This is a genomic window from Arthrobacter sp. E1SS-5 (genome assembly GCF_057073715.1).
This window is the reverse complement of the sequence record NZ_CP172703.1, coordinates 951,605-966,471: the sequence shown is the minus strand read 5'-3', so window position 1 is coordinate 966,471 and position 14,867 is coordinate 951,605. Positions and strand designations below refer to the sequence as shown.

Genomic DNA, 14,867 nt, shown 5'->3' with positions numbered 1-14,867 from the left:
TGATAAGCAAGCGAAGCATAATAGTTAGCAGAACTAATTAGCACTGCTAAGGAATGCCAGCAGGAGGCGCACCCGCTTTTATGTCAGCCACCCAAACCAAGAACGCGGCAGCCGCCGACCCCGCCGCCCCCGATACCCTCGCCATCGATCTCCGCACGGCCGTGATGCGCACTTCGCGCCGGCTCCGCGTCGAGGCCACCGGCGACGCCATCACCCCCGGCCAGTACACGGTCCTCGCCCTGCTCAACGGCAGCGGCCCCAGCACTTTGCGGGATCTAGCCAAGAGTGAGCACGTCCAGGCGCCTTCCATGACCAGGATCGTCAACGCGCTGGCCGACCAGGGCTTCGTCACCAGGAGCGCCGATCCCGACGACGGCCGGCAGGTCCGCGTGGACATCACCGACGCCGGCAGGACAGTTTTGGCGGAGGCGCGGAGCCAGCGGACCGCTTGGCTGGCCCAGCGCGTGGCAGGCCTCAGCGAGGAAGACCGGCTTATCCTCAGCCGCGCGGCCCGCATCATGCAGGAAATGAGCGGCAAATGAGCGCGATGTTCCGGGCCCTCGAAAACCCCAATTACCGCATTTGGGCCAGCGGTGCGATCGTCTCCAACATCGGCACCTGGATGCAGCGGGTGGCACAGGACTGGCTGGTGCTGACCGTCCTCACCGACCACTCGGGTGCCGCCGTCGGCCTCACCACGGGCCTGCAGTTCCTGCCCATGCTGCTGTTCGGCCCCTACGGGGGCGTGCTGGCGGACCGGTACCGCAAGCGCATCATTCTCATGTGGACGCAGCTGGCCATGGGATTCACTGGCCTTGCCATCGGACTCCTGGTGGTCACCGGCACCGCCCAGCTGTGGCATGCCTATGTGGCGGCGTTCTGCCTCGGCCTGGCCAGCGCGGTGGACGCGCCGGCGCGGCAGGCCTTCGTTTCCGAGCTGGTGGGCCAGGAAAACATCTCCAATGCGGTGGCCCTGAACTCCGCGTCCTTCAACACCGCCAGGCTCACCGGCCCGGCCATCGCCGGGGTGCTCATAGCGTGGGTGGGCACCGGACCGGTGTTCCTGCTCAACGCCGCCAGCTTCGCCGCCGTCCTGATTTCGCTGTTCCGGATCCGCGTCGCCCAACCCGCCCCATCCGCAACGGGAGAGCGGAACAAGCATCAGGTGGCCGAAGGCATCAGGTATGTGCGCCGCAGGCCGGACCTGATGCTGATCATGGTCCTGGTGGGCATTTTGGGCGCGTTCGGGATGAACTTCCCCGTCATCAACTCACTGATGGCCACCACCGAGTTCAGCATGGGGCCAAGTGAGTTCGGGCTCCTCGGCTCGATCATGGCCGTAGGCACACTCGCCGGTGCCCTCCTGGCGGCACGCCGCTCCGGACCCCGGCTGCGGTTCCTGCTGGGAGGGGCACTGGGACTGGGGATTTCCACCATTTTGGGCAGCATCGCACCAACGTTCTGGGTCTACGCCGCAATCCTGATTCCCGTAGGCCTGGCGTCCATCACTTTCCTGAACAGCTGCAACACCAGCATCCAGCTCTCAGTGGAGCCGCGGTTCCGCGGCCGGGTGCTGGCCCTGTACCTGGCCATCCTCCAGGGCGGCACCGCCATAGGTTCGCCACTGGTCGGCTGGATCGGAAGCCAGTTCGGCGCCCGCTGGTCCGTCGCGGTGGGCGGCATCGTGGTGCTGCTCGCAGGTATCGCCGCCGTGGTCGCGGTCACCAGGCGTAACCGGCTCACCCTTCGCGGCGCGCTCCGCCTGGCCCTGGGCCGGCGCGAGCCCGCAGTTTGAAAGGGCTCCAGCTCAAGAAGCCTGCCCGGCGGGCGGCAGAACTGCGGACCGGCGCACCAGCTCCAGTTCCACAGACTGCAGGATGGCATCAGCTTCGCGAAGTCCGGCACCGGAGCGTTCGATGGCACGGCGCAGCATGAGGAGGTCGGCGGCCGGAACCAGAGCCCAGCCGTCGAAGGCATGGAAAACCCGGCCCGGTGCCGTAGCGCCAGGCCGATAGAACCAGGATCGCGAATGTTGAGCTCTAACTTCTTGAGCTGTGAATTGTTGAGCTGTGAATTTCATCAGGGCGGGCTCTCATGACTGCCTGGCCAGCTGACTGCTCAACACGGTAAGGAAAAAGATAACCAGAACAGGGCCGCTATGTCATCGGGTTTCTATAGCGGTTGGATTTATGACGGCGCTTTGCTGACGATGTCCACCGAGACTTCCACCGCCGGTACCGTTCCCCGGTTCTCCAGCCAGTGGTTGGTGCTCCGGTCCTCCGGCCACCCAACCCCCGGCCCATAGTCAGTGGCCACCCCGTCGCGGTGGTCGGTAATGGTCCCCTGCAGGATGTACACGGTGCCGGGCCGGCCTTTGTGGTCATGGAGTGGGCCGAAGACGCCGCCGGGCTCGATGGTCACCATCCTCATCCGCAGCTGCCGGCCTTGCATGCCATCGATCTCGCCGGCGAGATCAACGGTTGCCAACAACTCCACTGAAACGCCCTTCGTCCCAGGCACCGCTTCTTCCTCGCCCATCGCCTTTCCTTCCCTTTGGACCACGTACGACGGCGGCGCCGGGCTGCCGCTGCCACACACCCGGGTGCGGGTGCTTCGGGCGGCAGGTGCCGGCGTCGTACCTTGATTGATGCGCCCTGCATTGGCGCGATGTGCCCTCAGGCCGGCAACGAGGAGATATTCAGGATGTTGCCCTCGCTGTCCACGAACCAGGCACCCTTGCCCATGCCCTCCATCGTGGCTATGCCGTTTTCGGTCTTGAGGCCTGGCATGTCGTAGTCCTCAAACACCACCCCGCGGGCACGGAGTTCCTCCACTTCCTTCTCCACGTCCTGGACACCCCACGCCATCTGGGTGTTTTTGGCCGAACCGGCGTTGTCCGTCCGATACAGCAGGAAGCCGGTCCCCTTGCCGCACCGGTAGATCAAATTCTCGTTTTCGATAGTCTGGGCTGGCTCAAGGCCCAACTTGTCCCGGTAGAACTCCTTGGCCCGCTCGATGTCCTTGGCAGGCAAGACGGCCATGAGTTCCATATCTTTGAGCATGACAAACAACTCTCCTTGCGGTTGCGATGGCGACGCTCTCCCCCGAGCCGGTCCGGACGTGGCCGCCGGGCCATGTGGCCGTCCTTCCCGCCGAGTGCCGGGGCGGCCACCTGGAATCCCGTTTTGCCGTGGTGGCAGCAACCATCGACGCGGGGTCCCCGAAGTCTACGAGGCCATTATGGAACCGAAATTCCCGCGGCGAAATAGGCGATTTTTTGGCGCACGAGGCCCCATCCGGCCGCTATTTTCGTGCCACCCAGATTGCTTTACGCAAGGCAGCACCAGCGACAGAGACCAGGGGAACCAGGCATATCAGGGCAGCGATGGTGTTGGGGCGGAAGGCCGGCCTGCCGTTCACCGTCCGGTAGACGCCGAGCGGGACAACGAAGCCGCCGCCGCCTCCGCCGGAGGCCCCGTCTTCCGGTTCCGTGCCGCCGCCGAAGCCGAACGACACCAGCGCAACGGGCACGATCTCCTCCCCGCCCAAGTTCACGGGAGCCCCGTAAGCGCGGGTGACGCCCATGTTCTTAAACGAGTCTGCAAGGGATGCGAGAGTGTCAGCCATGGCATCAGGCTAGGCAGCAGCTTCCGCAGCCGGAAGGACCATAAGTCCCGCTGAGGCCGGATCCCAGCACTCCCTACTTCCGGATTTCCGCCATCCTTAAGCGGACCATGTCCTTCACCACGTCCGCAGGAACAGGATGGTCGGCGGTGAAGCGGATGGTTCCCTTGGACAGCGAATACCCGTCCAGGCGGCCCGCCACTGCTTCGACCACTGCGGAGGAGAACGGGAAAATGGAAAGATGCCTGGCGGCGGCCACAGCGGCGATCAGGGGTTTGCCGTCCAGCTTCAGTGCCGGCATTCCGTAACTCATGCCCTCCGTGGCGTCCGGTGCCAGGGACCGTGCAAGCTCAACTACATGCTGCAGGCAGCCGCGGTCCGGTTCGGACAGCGCAGCCAGCGCTTCGTCGACGACGCCCATTAAAACCTCAGCCCTTCCTGGCCGCCACGGTGGATGCCAAGGCTGCAAGCCCCCGCTCGTAGTCGGCGCCCACCAGCTTGTCCATGTCCATGAACAGCGCGAACACCCTGCTCAGCCCCTTGTTCTCCCCGGTCATCCGCCAGGTCACCTCCGTACCGGTGTCTACGGGCGTGAAACTGAACGTGGTGGGGTTCAGTCCCTTGAACGGCCTGGTGAAGTGGAGCCGGATCCGGATCAGGCTGGCGGGTACGGATTCAGTGATCTCCATGGTGCCGCTGCCGGCCTTCCGGTTGCCGCTCCACTCATACCCCGCCCCCTCGCCCGCCTCGCTGCCGAAGTAGCGCCGGCTCATGCCCGGGTCAATCGTCTCCCAGGGGGACCAGGCGGTCCATTCATGGAAGTTGTTGACCAGCGGAAAGATCTCCTCCGGAGCAGCGGGGATCACGGCAGTACGGCGGACTTCAAAAGCGGGCATGGCCCCAGCATAGGGTGGGGAGCTGCCACACCAAAGGGTTGGGTTATGGGAGGACGACGTTCACCGGGTCCTGGCCCTCGAGCAGGAGCCCGATCTGCTTCCTGAGCAGCCGGACCATCCGGGGGAACATGGCAGAGCTTGCGCCGCCCACGTGCGGGGTGATGAGCACGCCGGGGGTGGTCCACAGCGGATGGTCGGCAGGCAGGGGTTCCGGATCGGTCACGTCCAGGGCAACCCGGAGGCGGCCGGTTAAGGCCTCAGCGAGCAGCGCGTCAGTGTCCGCCACCGGGCCCCGGGCCACGTTGACCAGCAAGGCGCCGTCCGGCATGGCCGCCAGGAACTTCGCGTCCACCAGCTTTTCGGTCTGCTCACTCAGCGGGACACTGACTACCACGATCTCGTGCAGCGGCAGCTGTTCATAGAGCGAATCGATCCCGTAGATAGTGCCGCGTTCATCTTCCCGCGCACGGCTGGCCATGCGGGTGACTTCGGTTTCGAACGGCAGGAGGCGTGCCTCGATTGCCTTGCCCACTCCCCCGTAGCCCACCAGCAGCACGCGCCGGTCGGCCAGGCTGGGGCGCTGGCTGTTGTCCCAGGTCCCGGCCTCCTGGTTCCGGACGAAATCCGGGATCCCGCGCTGGGAGGCCACCATCATGCCCACGGCGAGCTCCGCCGTCGACGTTTCATGCACCCCTGCCGCGTTGGCGAAGGTGACTCCCGCCGGCAAAACCGAGGCAACGCCGTCGTACCCGATGGACTGGCTCTGCACCAGGCCGACGTCGACGCCCTCCAGCGCGGCCAACGCCGTTGGCTTGCCCATGTAGGCGGGCACCAACAGGTCAAACCGCCCGTCCGGCGCCGGCCCCGTCAGGTCCCAGCGGACAAACTCGACGCCGTCCATCGGCTCGAGCGCGTCGATGAGCTTTTCGTCGGGCAGGCACACCCGCAGCCGGGCGGTCATGCGGCAACCATCAGTTTCACGTTGGCGGCGCTCAGCGCGTTCTCGATTTCCCGGGGTGGCGGCGCGTCGGTCACCAGGATGTCCACCGCATCGAACGCGGCAAGCCGTGCCAGCGCGTACCGCAGCATCTTCTGGTGGGTAGCCACCACCACTACCTGTTCCGCCGAATTCATAAGGGCGATCTTAGTTGCCCGTTCCACGTCCCGCTCAATGTAAAACGCCTCGTCATGGATCCCGGATACGCCAATGAAAGCTGTCTTGGCGCGCAGGCCGGCCGCCGCGCTCACTGTCATGGGCCCGTTGAAGGCCTGGCTGTCCAGCAGCAGCTCCCCGCCCAGGCAGATGGTGCGTGCCGCCGTCAGCTGCAGGCAGCGCTGGATGGCCGGCGCGGAGTGCGTAATGATGGTGCCGGTGAAGGCCGTGGGGAGCTGCTGCGCGATCTGGTAGGTGGTGGTCCCGGCGTCGAGGATGATCGCGTCCCGCTCCCCGATCAGTGAAACGCAGGCACGCGCCACCCTCAGCTTCGCGTCCGAGTCCTCCCGGACGCGGGCCGCGAAGTCCGCGTTCTGGCCATGGCCGTCAACGGCGCTGACGCCGCCATGGACCACCCTGGCCAGTCCCAGTTTGGACAACACGCGGGTGTCCCGCCGGACGGTCATGTCCGAAACTGCAAACGTTTCCGCCAGGTCGGTCGTGGAAATGAACCCGCGCCTGCCCAGTTCGTCCAGGATGGTGCGCTGGCGAGGCGTCAGCGCACCCTCTTTCCGTGCGGTGCTCATAACCCCTTCTTCCCTCCCCAATGTGCCGGGCCGCAGCCTGGCGGGATGTTGCAATTCCAACAGGTATCTTCTTATGAACGTACCCCGACGGCGGCATCGCCAAGCTCCACGGGGCGTCCTTCCGTAATAGAGCGTTCGGCCGCCAGGCCCATCCGCACGGACTGGAGCCCGTCCGCCACCGTGACTTCCACGGGCCCTTCGCCCAGGATGGCCTTCCGGTAGCCCAGGTGCTCATAGTAGGTGGAGCCATGGTGCGCACCTGCCGCGAGGACGGCCTCATCCACGGGAACCTCATGCTTTTCCGGACCCAGCGGGGACCGCGGGCTGAACTCAACGGTTGCTTCCGCCTCGTCACCGGGGATCCAGTGGTTGGCTGCAACCGGGATCAGGGTCTCGATCTTGGCGGCGTCACCCACGATCGAGATCCGCTCCTGGAACTTGGATCCTTCAGCGAACATGGACAGCTCCAGCATGGCCCGGCGGCCGCCCTTGAAGTCCACGATGACGTACGCGTTGTCCACCATGTCGGAGACCCGGCCGTCATAGACCTCGTCCATGTGGTTCACGTCGTGCCCGCCGCTGGCGTAAACGCGCACAGGTTCGTCCTGCAGGATCAGCCGCATCAGGTCGAAGAAGTGGCAGCACTTTTCCACCAAGGTGCCGCCGGTCCGTTCGGCGAAGCGGTTCCACGCGTCCACCTTGTGCAGGAACGGGAACCGGTGTTCCACGATGGAGAGCATGTAGATGTTGCCCAGCTTGCCACCATGCGCTGCCTGGATGATTTCCTGCACTGGGGGCATGTACCGGTATTCCATGGCCACCCATACCGGCGCGGCGTAATTGGCGGCGAGCGCCTCCAGTTCGTCGGCCTGCTCGGCGCTGGTGCAGACGGGCTTCTCCACGAGCACGGGCAGGTTGGTTCCGCTGGCGAAGATGTCCTTCAGGATCCCGAGGTGCGTGTCGTTGGGGCTGGCAATGACCAGCGCATCCACCAGCCCCGAGGCCAGCAGTTCATTGTGGGTGGAAAAGGTCTGCACCTCATAGCCGATCTCCCTGGCCGTCTCTTCCAAGGATGACGGCGTGGGATCCGAGACTGCGGTGATCTGGCTTCCCGGGATCAGGGCAAGGTTCCTGACATGTTCACGGGCCATGTGGCCGGCTCCGATGAGGCCGTACCTGATTGTCCGTACTGATTCCGCAGTAGGCAATGACATGAGCTGCTCCGTTTCTCTACGTTGAGTGGGGGACCGCGGCGTTGCTTCCCAAACACAACTATACAGAAAGTGTTGTTTTTCCAACATAGCGTGTGTATATTTCTTCAGTACCAGCCGGAACTACAACGAGGTGGATCGTGCCCCAACCGACAACCGGAACCCTGCTCTTCGTAGGATGCGCCACTCTTGACTCCATTGCCCTGGTGCAGGATTACCCGGCCGCGGACAGCCGCACGGTCGCCACGGACTTCGCGACGGCGGGCGGCGGCCCGGCGGCCACCGCAGCTGTGGCGGCAGCCCGGGCAGGGGCAAGGACAGCCTTCGCAGGAGTCCTGGGCACCGACGAGGAAGGTGACCGCATCATCCACGGCCTGGAGTCCGAGGGCGTGGACACATCCGCCGTGGTCCGGGATGCCGGCGTCAAGACCGGTGCCAGCGTGATCGTGGTCAGCAGGGCAACGGAGAGCCGGGCAATCGTCACCCGCCCGGTCCCGCCGGTCAGCTTCCCCGCGGGCAGCCGCTTCTCCGAACTGCTGCAGTCCGCGGCGTGGGTGCACACCGACCACCTGGGCTGGAACGCCGTGGCCAACGCGTCCGGCCGTCCCGCGACACTGAACATCAGCGTCGACGCGGGCAATCCGATTCCGGACTTCAGCCCCCGCGGCGTCGCACTGTACGTCCCCACCATTGAAAGGCTCCGGGCAGAGTACGGCGAAGACCTCTCCCCTGCAGCGCTCCTGCAGAAAGCACTGGACGACGGCGCCTCCGCCGTCGTCGCCACCGCCGGCTCCGACGGCGCCTGGGTCTTGGAACGCGGCGGCGAACCCGTCCACGTACCGGCCACCCCCGCAACCATCGTCTCCACCCTCGGCGCCGGAGACGTGTACCACGGCGCCCTGCTCGCCGCCGTCGCCGCCGGACTTCCCCTCGTGCAGGCCGCAGCATTCGCCGGCCGTACCGCCTCCGCCTCCTGCGGCGGACTCGACGGCCGCTCCGCCATCCCGCACCAAACCATCGATTCCGTCCCAGCATCCATCTGAACCAGCTGAAAGAAGCAGCCCATGACCTCCACAGACCTTTCCCCCCTCCAGCGCCCGTCAGGCGCCTTCGCGATGCTCGCCGTGGACCAGCGTGAAGCAATGCGCAACATGTTCGCCGAGCACACCGACCAGCCCGTCACCGACGAGGACCTGCGCAACTTCAAGCTCGAAGCCGCCCGGATCCTCAGCCCCTACGCGTCAGGCATCCTGATCGACCGCCAGTTCGCCCTGGACCAGGCCATCGACGCCGGGGTGGTGGACCCCGGCTGCGGGCTCATCGCCTCCGCCGACCACTTCGAGTCCGCGCACGGCGAGCTGGTGGGCGAGGTGACCATCGACAAGCTGGTGGACCCGCACAAGTACAAGGCCCTGGGTGCGAAGGCCCTGAAACTCCTGGTCCTCTACCGCCCGGACGAGCCCGCCGAAGGCCGCGTGGCGATGGTCCTGGAATTCGTCGAAAGCTGCCGGTCCGCCGGGCTGATCAGCATCATCGAACCCGTCTCCCGCAAGCCCCTCGCCGGCGGCGACTTCGACTGGAACGCGGGAATCCTGGCCGCAGCCAAGGAGCTCGGCAGCCTTGGCGCCGACCTTTACAAGGCCGAGGTGCCCTTCAAGGGACAGGCTTCCGAGGATGAGGTCCGCGCGGCCTGCGCCGAACTGACCCAAGCCATCGACGGCCCCTGGGTGGTCCTTTCCTCCGGAGTTCCCGAGGATGTCTTCCCGGACGCCGTCCGGTGGGCCTGCCTGGAAGGTGCCAGCGGCTTCCTTTCCGGACGCGCCGTCTGGGCGTCGTGCATCGGCGCACCCGACGTCGTCGAATCCCTGTCCACTGACGCCGTCCGCCGGCTGCAGCGCCTCTGTGCCGTGGTGGATGACGTCGTCTCCAGCCAAAGGAGCCACGCCTAGCCCGCCACCGGAGTTCCTGTCACCGGACGGTGACCCTTTCGCACTCAAGCAATTTTTGCAGTCAAGCAACAAGGCATAGCAAACACTCAACGAGGAGATTATTGTGAGTCAGATTTCACGCAGGCAGGCCATGGCCCTTCTCGGAGCCCTGGGCTTGGGCGCCAGCGCGGCAGCGTGCGCCGGCCCCGGCGGTTCCACCAAGCCGGCCGGCGCGTCCGGACCGGCGGCCCCCTCCACCGGTGCCGTCACCGGCAAGGTGTCCTTCGCGCACTGGCGCGGCGAGGACAAAGCCGTGTTTGACGAGCTGATCAAGCGCTTTGCGGCAAAGCACGACGGCGTTGAGGTTGCCCAGGACATCTCCACCTCCAACGACTACAACGCCCAGGCACTGCAAAAGCTGCGCGGCGGCTCCATCGGCGACGCGTTTGCCACCTTCCGCGGCGCACAGTTCAAGAACTTTACCGAGGCAGGAATCTACACCGAACTGAAGGACAGCCAGGCGGTGAAGAACTACCAGAAGGGCCTGCTCTCCGCGGGCCAGAACGGCGACAGCCAGCTGGGTCTGCCCTACCAGGTGGTGTTCCCCATGCCCATGGCCAACCTGGACCTGTTCGACAAGGCAGGCGCGGACGTGGCCCCCAAGAACTGGGACGCCTTCCTGGCCATGTGCGAAAAGCTCGCCTCCGCCGGAGTCATTCCCATCTCCTGGCCCGGCGGTGACGTTGGAAACGGCGGCCAGCTGTTCAACTGCATGATCGCCAACAACGCCCCCGTGGACGACATGTGCGCCCAGATCGAACAGGGCAAGCTCAAGTGCACCGACGACTGGTTCATCAAGATGCTCAACCAGTACAAGGACCTGAAGCCGTTCGTGCAGCCCAACGCCACCGGCACCGCGGTGGAGCCCGCCCAGAACCTGTTCTCCCAGGGCAAGGCCGCCATGCTGGCCACCGGTTCGTACCACCTCGCCGCCGTGCGCGGGCTGGGCGCCAAGTTCCCCATTGACCTGGTGTTCCCCAACACCACCTCCGACGGCAAGGGCAAGTACGAGGGCGCCTACAACGCCACGTTCATCCTGGGCGTCAACTCGGCCAGCAAAAACCAGGCAGCCGCCGCAGCCTGGATCGATTTCCTCTCCGAGCCGGAGAACGCCGGCTACTACGCCAACCAGACGGCCCAGCACGTGTCCGTGGACAAGGTGGAGTACACCAACCCGGACCTGAAGCGGCTGAGCCCCTGGCTGCAGAAGAAGACGGCGCTCGCCGCCCGGTTCCAGTTCAACAACCTCGATGTCCGCAACGCGGTGGAGGCCAGCGCCACGGCCGTCATCTCCGGCACCAGCCCGGAGCAGGCAGCCGCTGCCGCCCAGAAGATTGTTGACGAACGGCTATGAGCATCCATCCTGGAACGGCTGCCAAGCGCAAAGCGACGGACAGCCCGGCACCCGCAAACCCTGCCAAGGTGCGCCGCCGCTCCCCTACCAGGGTGAATCCGGCACTGTACCTTTTCCCGCTGCCCGCCGTCGCCGTCGTCGCCTTCTTCCTGGTGATGCCCACGCTGCAGGCCTTCCAGTACGCCATCACCGACTGGAACGGCTTCTCGGCGGCGTTCAACTACGTGGGCCTGGACAACTTCATCCGGGCGTTCACCAAGGACTCACTGTTCACCAACGCGCTGACCAACAACCTGAAGTTCGTGCTGCTGGTGGTGATCGCCCAGACCGTGTTCTCGCTGGTGCTGGCACTGCTTCTGACGAAGAACTCGCGGGGCAGCATCCTGCTCCGCGCCCTGTTCTTCTTCCCCACCATCCTGTCCTCGGTGTCGGTGGCCTTCATCTGGAAGTTCATCTACGACCCCAACTTCGGCCTGGCCAACACGGTCCTTCGAACCGTGGGGGTGGACGGCGGCGCCTACCTGGGCAACGACGCGCAGGCCCTGTACTGGGTGGCCGTCACCCAGGTGTGGTTCCACTCGGGCCAGATGATGGTGGTCTACATTGCGGGCCTGCAGTCCATCCCCAAGGAACTCTACGAAGCGGCGGAAATGGACGGCGCCAACAAGTGGCAGCAGTTCAAGTCCATCACCTGGCCCTTCGTGGCCCCGGCGACCTCCATTGTGGTGGCCTACACCACCGTGCAGTCGTTCAAGGCCTTCGACCTGATCCTCGGCATCGCGGGCAACCCGCCCAAGGCCTCGCTGGACATCCTGTCCACGCGCATCTACAGCACCTTTGCCAACTCGGAGTTCGGCTACGCCGCCGCCCAGTCGATCATCTTCATGGCGATGATCGCCCTGGTCACCTGGCTCCAGCGCCGCCTGCTCCGGCTGACCCCGAAGGGGGACTAGCAGCATGCTCGCCTCACTCAGCCGCCGCGCCATCCTGGCCATCTATGCGGTCATCATCATCATTCCCCTGACCGTGGTGGCCTTCGGCAGCTTCAAGTCCACGCAGGAGCTCTTCGCCGGGCCGTTCAGCCTCCCGCACTCCCTCGCCCCGGACAACTTCGCGGAAGTGGTGGGCGGCCAGAACCTGGGCTCGTCCTTCATGAACAGCGTGATCGTCACCGGCATCTCCGTGCCGCTCACCCTGTTCCTGGCCAGCCTGGCAGGCTACGCCGTGTCCCGGTTGAAGGGGTTCATGGCCTGGGCCATCTTCGGCTTCCTGGTCCTGGGCATGGCCATCCCGGCGCAGGCCAACATGGTGCCGCTCTACGTGCTCTTCGGCCGCCTCGGCCTGCTGGACAACCTGGCCGGCCTGATCCTGGCCAACGTGGTGTCCACACTGCCCATCGCCGTCTTCATCCTGGGCGGGTTCATGCGGACGCTGCCCAAGGAGCTCTACGAAGCCTCCTCCATCGACGGCAGCGGACCGTGGAAAACCTACTCCTCCATCGCCCTGCCGCTCTCGGCCCCCTCCATCGCCGCCGCAGCGATCTTCCTGTTCGTCATCCACTGGAATGAACTGCTGTACCCGCTGCTGTTCATCCAGACCCCCGGCAACCGCACCCTGCCGCTGGCACTGCTGAGCTTCCAGGGCGAGTTCCAGACCAACTACCCGCTCCTGTTCGCCGGCGTGATCCTGGCGTCGCTGCCTGTCGTGGTGGCCTACGTCTTCCTGCAGCGCTACTTCGTTGCCGGTATCACGGCGGGAGCCAGCAAGGGATGAGTACGACGACGACACGCGGCTCCGCTGGCGGCAGTCCCCTTCCAGCCAACGAAAGGCAACACTGATGAACCTCAAATCGGCCAGGCACCTGGTGAACGGCAGCTGGCACACCGCCGGAAGCGCCAAGGACGTGATTGACCCGGGCAACGGCAGCACCGTCGGCGAGGTGGCCTGGGGTACTGCCGCAGACGCCACCAAGGCCGCGGACGCCGCCGCGGAAGCCTTCGGTTCCTGGTCCCGCACCACAGTGCGGCAGCGGGCAGACCTGCTGCGCAACGCAGCCGAACTCCTGGCCGAACGCCGGGACGAACTCGCCCACACCCTGGCGCTGGAAGCCGGCAAGCGGCTCCCGGAGGCGCAGGGCGAGGTGGACTTTTCGGTGGAGTACTTCCGCTGGTTCGCCGAGGAAGCCCGCCGGGCCACCGGCACCCTCAGCCCGCCCGAGCTGCAGGGCCGCCGCCACCTGAGCAGCCGCAAGCCGATCGGCGTGGCCCTCAGCCTCACACCGTGGAATTTCCCGGTGTCCATCCAGGCCCGCAAGCTCGCGGCCATGCTCGCCGCCGGTTGCACGGTGGTGGGCAGGGTATCCGAGAAGGCCCCGCTGGCTGCCACCGGGCTTTTCGAGGTCCTGCACGACGCCGGCTTCCCAGCAGGCGTAATCAATCTGGTCCACGGCCCCTCCCGCGAAATTACCGGTGCGTTGATGTCCCACCCCGCGGTCCGCGCCGTCAGCTTTACCGGTTCCACGGGGGTCGGCAGGCAGATCATGGCATCCGCTTCGGAGCGCGTGGTCCGGCCCCTGCTGGAGCTGGGCGGCAACGCGCCGTTCATTGTCTTCGAGGACGCCGACCTGGACGCCGCCGTGGAGGGTGCCGTCCTGGGCCGGCTCCGCAACACCGGCCAGTCCTGCGTGGCCGCCAACCGCTTCCTGGTCCAGGACAGCATCGCGGAAGAGTTCGCGCAGAAGCTGGGCGCACGCTTTGATGCCATGAGCATCGGCCACGGCGTTCCCGACGACGGCACACCGGTTCCGGACCTCGGCCCGGTCATCGACGCCGAGAGGGTGTCCGCGGTGCAGGCACTGGTGGACGACGCACTGGAGCTCGGCGCCCGCCGCGTCACCCAGCGGACGTCCGTGCCTGGCGAAGGTGCCTACATGGCACCCACGCTGCTGGCCGACGTCCCGGACGATGCACTGCTGGTGACCGAGGAAGTCTTCGGCCCGGCAGCCGGCGTCGTCACCTTCTCCTCGGAGGAAGAAGCCATCCGCAAGGCCAACGCCACCGAGATGGGCCTGGCCGCCTACGTCTGGAGCGGCAGCCCGAGGCGCGGGTGGGACATCCCGGAGCAGCTCGAAGCCGGGATCGTGGGCGTCAATGACCCCCTTCCCTCCGTAGCCTTCGCCCCCATGGGCGGTGCCAAACAGTCCGGCCTGGGCCGGGAAGGATCGAGTCTGGGCCTGGAGGAATTCGAGGAGGTCCAGTACGTGGCCTGGAGGCCGTAAATGCTGACCACCGGGCTGGTGCTGGGCGCCGTCGTCATGGGTGCGGGGATGCAGCGGATCACCGGAATGGGCTTCGCCCTGGTGGCCGCCCCCTTCCTGGTCCTTTTGCTGGGACCGGTGGAAGGCGTGGTGCTGGTGAACGTATGCGGCGCCGTAACGGCGGGGGCCATCATCTTCCGGGTGGTCAAGGACATCGACTGGAAGCGCTACCTGCTGCTCGCGGCCTCGGCGCTGCTGGGCATCATCCCGGCGGCGTTCCTGATCCGCCTCATTCCGGCGCCGGTCCTGGAAATCTCCATCGGCGTGCTCCTGGCCGCCGGGCTGACGGTCCTGCTGTTCCTGAAGTCCGCCACCCTCCCGGAGCGCCGCCGCTACCTCTTCACCGCCGGCGGCCTCAGCGGGTTCATGAACACGGCTGCCGGGGTGGGCGGCCCGGCGGTCAGCATGTACTCCATCGCCACCCGGTGGCAGCACAGGTCCTTCGCGGCCACCATGCAGCCGTACTTTTTCACCATCGGAACGTTCTCGCTCATCTCCAAAGCGATTACCGCCCCGGCGACGTTCCCCGTGATGCCGTTGGCCATGTGGGCCGCTGTCGCCGTGGCGTGCCTGGCCGGGCTGGTGCTGGGCGACCTCGCGTCGAAGTTCGTCCCCGCCCGCGCCGCACAGATACTGCTGATCATCCTGGCCTACCTGGGAGCAGCGGCCACCATCATCCGCGGCGTGCTTGACGCCGCCGCCTGACCCGACATTCACATTCTCACCAGAAAGAGGACA

18 protein-coding genes are annotated in these 14,867 nt (G+C 66.0%); 9 read left to right on the top strand and 9 right to left on the bottom strand.

Features of this window, described 5'->3' with window-relative positions; genetic code table 11:
• Nucleotides 1–80 precede the first annotated feature (80 nt).
• Both ACIGJD_RS04595 and ACIGJD_RS04590 read left to right on the top strand, forming a co-directional pair.
• The gene (locus ACIGJD_RS04595; protein ID WP_483688500.1) at nucleotides 81–542 is read left to right on the top strand and encodes a MarR family winged helix-turn-helix transcriptional regulator; all 462 of its coding nucleotides are present in this window, start codon (nucleotides 81–83) and stop codon (nucleotides 540–542) included.
• A complete protein-coding gene (locus ACIGJD_RS04590) occupies nucleotides 539–1,795 on the top strand; it encodes an MFS transporter (protein WP_483688499.1) in 1,257 nt (418 codons plus the stop codon). Before ACIGJD_RS04595 ends, ACIGJD_RS04590 begins: the two co-directional genes overlap by 4 nt.
• 12 nt (nucleotides 1,796–1,807) lie before the next feature.
• Here the strand turns inward: ACIGJD_RS04590 and ACIGJD_RS04585 are convergent, their stop codons facing one another.
• The 9 genes from ACIGJD_RS04585 to ACIGJD_RS04545 form a co-directional block, all read right to left on the bottom strand.
• Nucleotides 1,808–2,080, bottom strand: coding sequence for a hypothetical protein (locus ACIGJD_RS04585; protein ID WP_483688498.1), 273 nt, complete (start codon nucleotides 2,078–2,080; stop codon nucleotides 1,808–1,810).
• Between the two features lie 107 nt (nucleotides 2,081–2,187).
• Nucleotides 2,188–2,538: a cupin domain-containing protein gene (locus ACIGJD_RS04580; protein ID WP_483688497.1), complete on the bottom strand. Its 351-nt coding sequence runs from the start codon at nucleotides 2,536–2,538 to the stop codon at nucleotides 2,188–2,190.
• Nucleotides 2,539–2,675: 137 nt separating this feature from the next.
• Nucleotides 2,676–3,062 carry a VOC family protein gene (locus tag ACIGJD_RS04575; RefSeq protein WP_483688496.1) on the bottom strand — a complete coding sequence of 129 codons (387 nt, stop codon included), beginning with the start codon at nucleotides 3,060–3,062 and terminating at the stop codon, nucleotides 2,676–2,678.
• Nucleotides 3,063–3,303: 241 nt separating this feature from the next.
• Nucleotides 3,304–3,627 carry a hypothetical protein gene (locus ACIGJD_RS04570; protein WP_483688495.1) on the bottom strand — a complete coding sequence of 108 codons (324 nt, stop codon included), beginning with the start codon at nucleotides 3,625–3,627 and terminating at the stop codon, nucleotides 3,304–3,306.
• Nucleotides 3,628–3,700: 73 nt separating this feature from the next.
• Entirely contained in the window at nucleotides 3,701–4,045 is a 345-nt protein-coding gene (locus tag ACIGJD_RS04565) for an iron chaperone (protein ID WP_483688494.1), read from the bottom strand.
• Nucleotides 4,046–4,052: 7 nt separating this feature from the next.
• Complete coding sequence (locus ACIGJD_RS04560; RefSeq protein ID WP_483688493.1) at nucleotides 4,053–4,520, bottom strand: SRPBCC family protein; 468 nt, start codon at nucleotides 4,518–4,520, stop codon at nucleotides 4,053–4,055.
• A gap of 43 nt (nucleotides 4,521–4,563) precedes the next feature.
• Nucleotides 4,564–5,481, bottom strand: coding sequence for a 2-hydroxyacid dehydrogenase (locus ACIGJD_RS04555; RefSeq protein ID WP_483688492.1), 918 nt, complete (start codon nucleotides 5,479–5,481; stop codon nucleotides 4,564–4,566).
• On the bottom strand, nucleotides 5,478–6,260 hold the full coding sequence (locus ACIGJD_RS04550; protein ID WP_483688491.1) for a DeoR/GlpR family DNA-binding transcription regulator: 783 nt from the start codon (nucleotides 6,258–6,260) through the stop codon (nucleotides 5,478–5,480). The genes ACIGJD_RS04555 and ACIGJD_RS04550 overlap by 4 nt, the downstream gene beginning before the upstream one ends.
• A 71-nt stretch (nucleotides 6,261–6,331) precedes the next feature.
• Nucleotides 6,332–7,474 carry a Gfo/Idh/MocA family protein gene (locus ACIGJD_RS04545; RefSeq protein ID WP_483688490.1) on the bottom strand — a complete coding sequence of 381 codons (1,143 nt, stop codon included), beginning with the start codon at nucleotides 7,472–7,474 and terminating at the stop codon, nucleotides 6,332–6,334.
• Nucleotides 7,475–7,611: 137 nt separating this feature from the next.
• Here ACIGJD_RS04545 and ACIGJD_RS04540 point away from each other — a divergent pair, with 137 nt between their 5' ends.
• The 7 genes from ACIGJD_RS04540 to ACIGJD_RS04510 all read left to right on the top strand — a co-directional run bounded on the left by ACIGJD_RS04540 (nucleotide 7,612) and on the right by ACIGJD_RS04510 (nucleotide 14,834).
• Nucleotides 7,612–8,514, top strand: coding sequence for a PfkB family carbohydrate kinase (locus ACIGJD_RS04540; RefSeq protein ID WP_483688489.1), 903 nt, complete (start codon nucleotides 7,612–7,614; stop codon nucleotides 8,512–8,514).
• A gap of 21 nt (nucleotides 8,515–8,535) precedes the next feature.
• Nucleotides 8,536–9,420, top strand: coding sequence for an aldolase (locus tag ACIGJD_RS04535; RefSeq protein ID WP_483688488.1), 885 nt, complete (start codon nucleotides 8,536–8,538; stop codon nucleotides 9,418–9,420).
• A gap of 103 nt (nucleotides 9,421–9,523) precedes the next feature.
• Nucleotides 9,524–10,813, top strand: a complete 1,290-nt coding sequence (locus ACIGJD_RS04530) for an ABC transporter substrate-binding protein (protein WP_483688487.1) — start codon at nucleotides 9,524–9,526, stop codon at nucleotides 10,811–10,813.
• Nucleotides 10,810–11,766, top strand: coding sequence for a carbohydrate ABC transporter permease (locus ACIGJD_RS04525; protein ID WP_483688486.1), 957 nt, complete (start codon nucleotides 10,810–10,812; stop codon nucleotides 11,764–11,766). The genes ACIGJD_RS04530 and ACIGJD_RS04525 overlap by 4 nt, the downstream gene beginning before the upstream one ends.
• Nucleotides 11,767–11,770: 4 nt before the next feature.
• Nucleotides 11,771–12,586 (top strand): carbohydrate ABC transporter permease, encoded by an 816-nt coding sequence (locus ACIGJD_RS04520; protein ID WP_483688485.1) that lies wholly within the window; start codon nucleotides 11,771–11,773, stop codon nucleotides 12,584–12,586.
• 64 nt (nucleotides 12,587–12,650) lie between these two features.
• A complete protein-coding gene (locus ACIGJD_RS04515) occupies nucleotides 12,651–14,090 on the top strand; it encodes an NAD-dependent succinate-semialdehyde dehydrogenase (RefSeq protein ID WP_483688484.1) in 1,440 nt (479 codons plus the stop codon).
• The gene (locus tag ACIGJD_RS04510) at nucleotides 14,091–14,834 is read left to right on the top strand and encodes a sulfite exporter TauE/SafE family protein (RefSeq protein ID WP_483688483.1); all 744 of its coding nucleotides are present in this window, start codon (nucleotides 14,091–14,093) and stop codon (nucleotides 14,832–14,834) included.
• The last annotated feature ends 33 nt before the right edge of the window (nucleotides 14,835–14,867 follow it).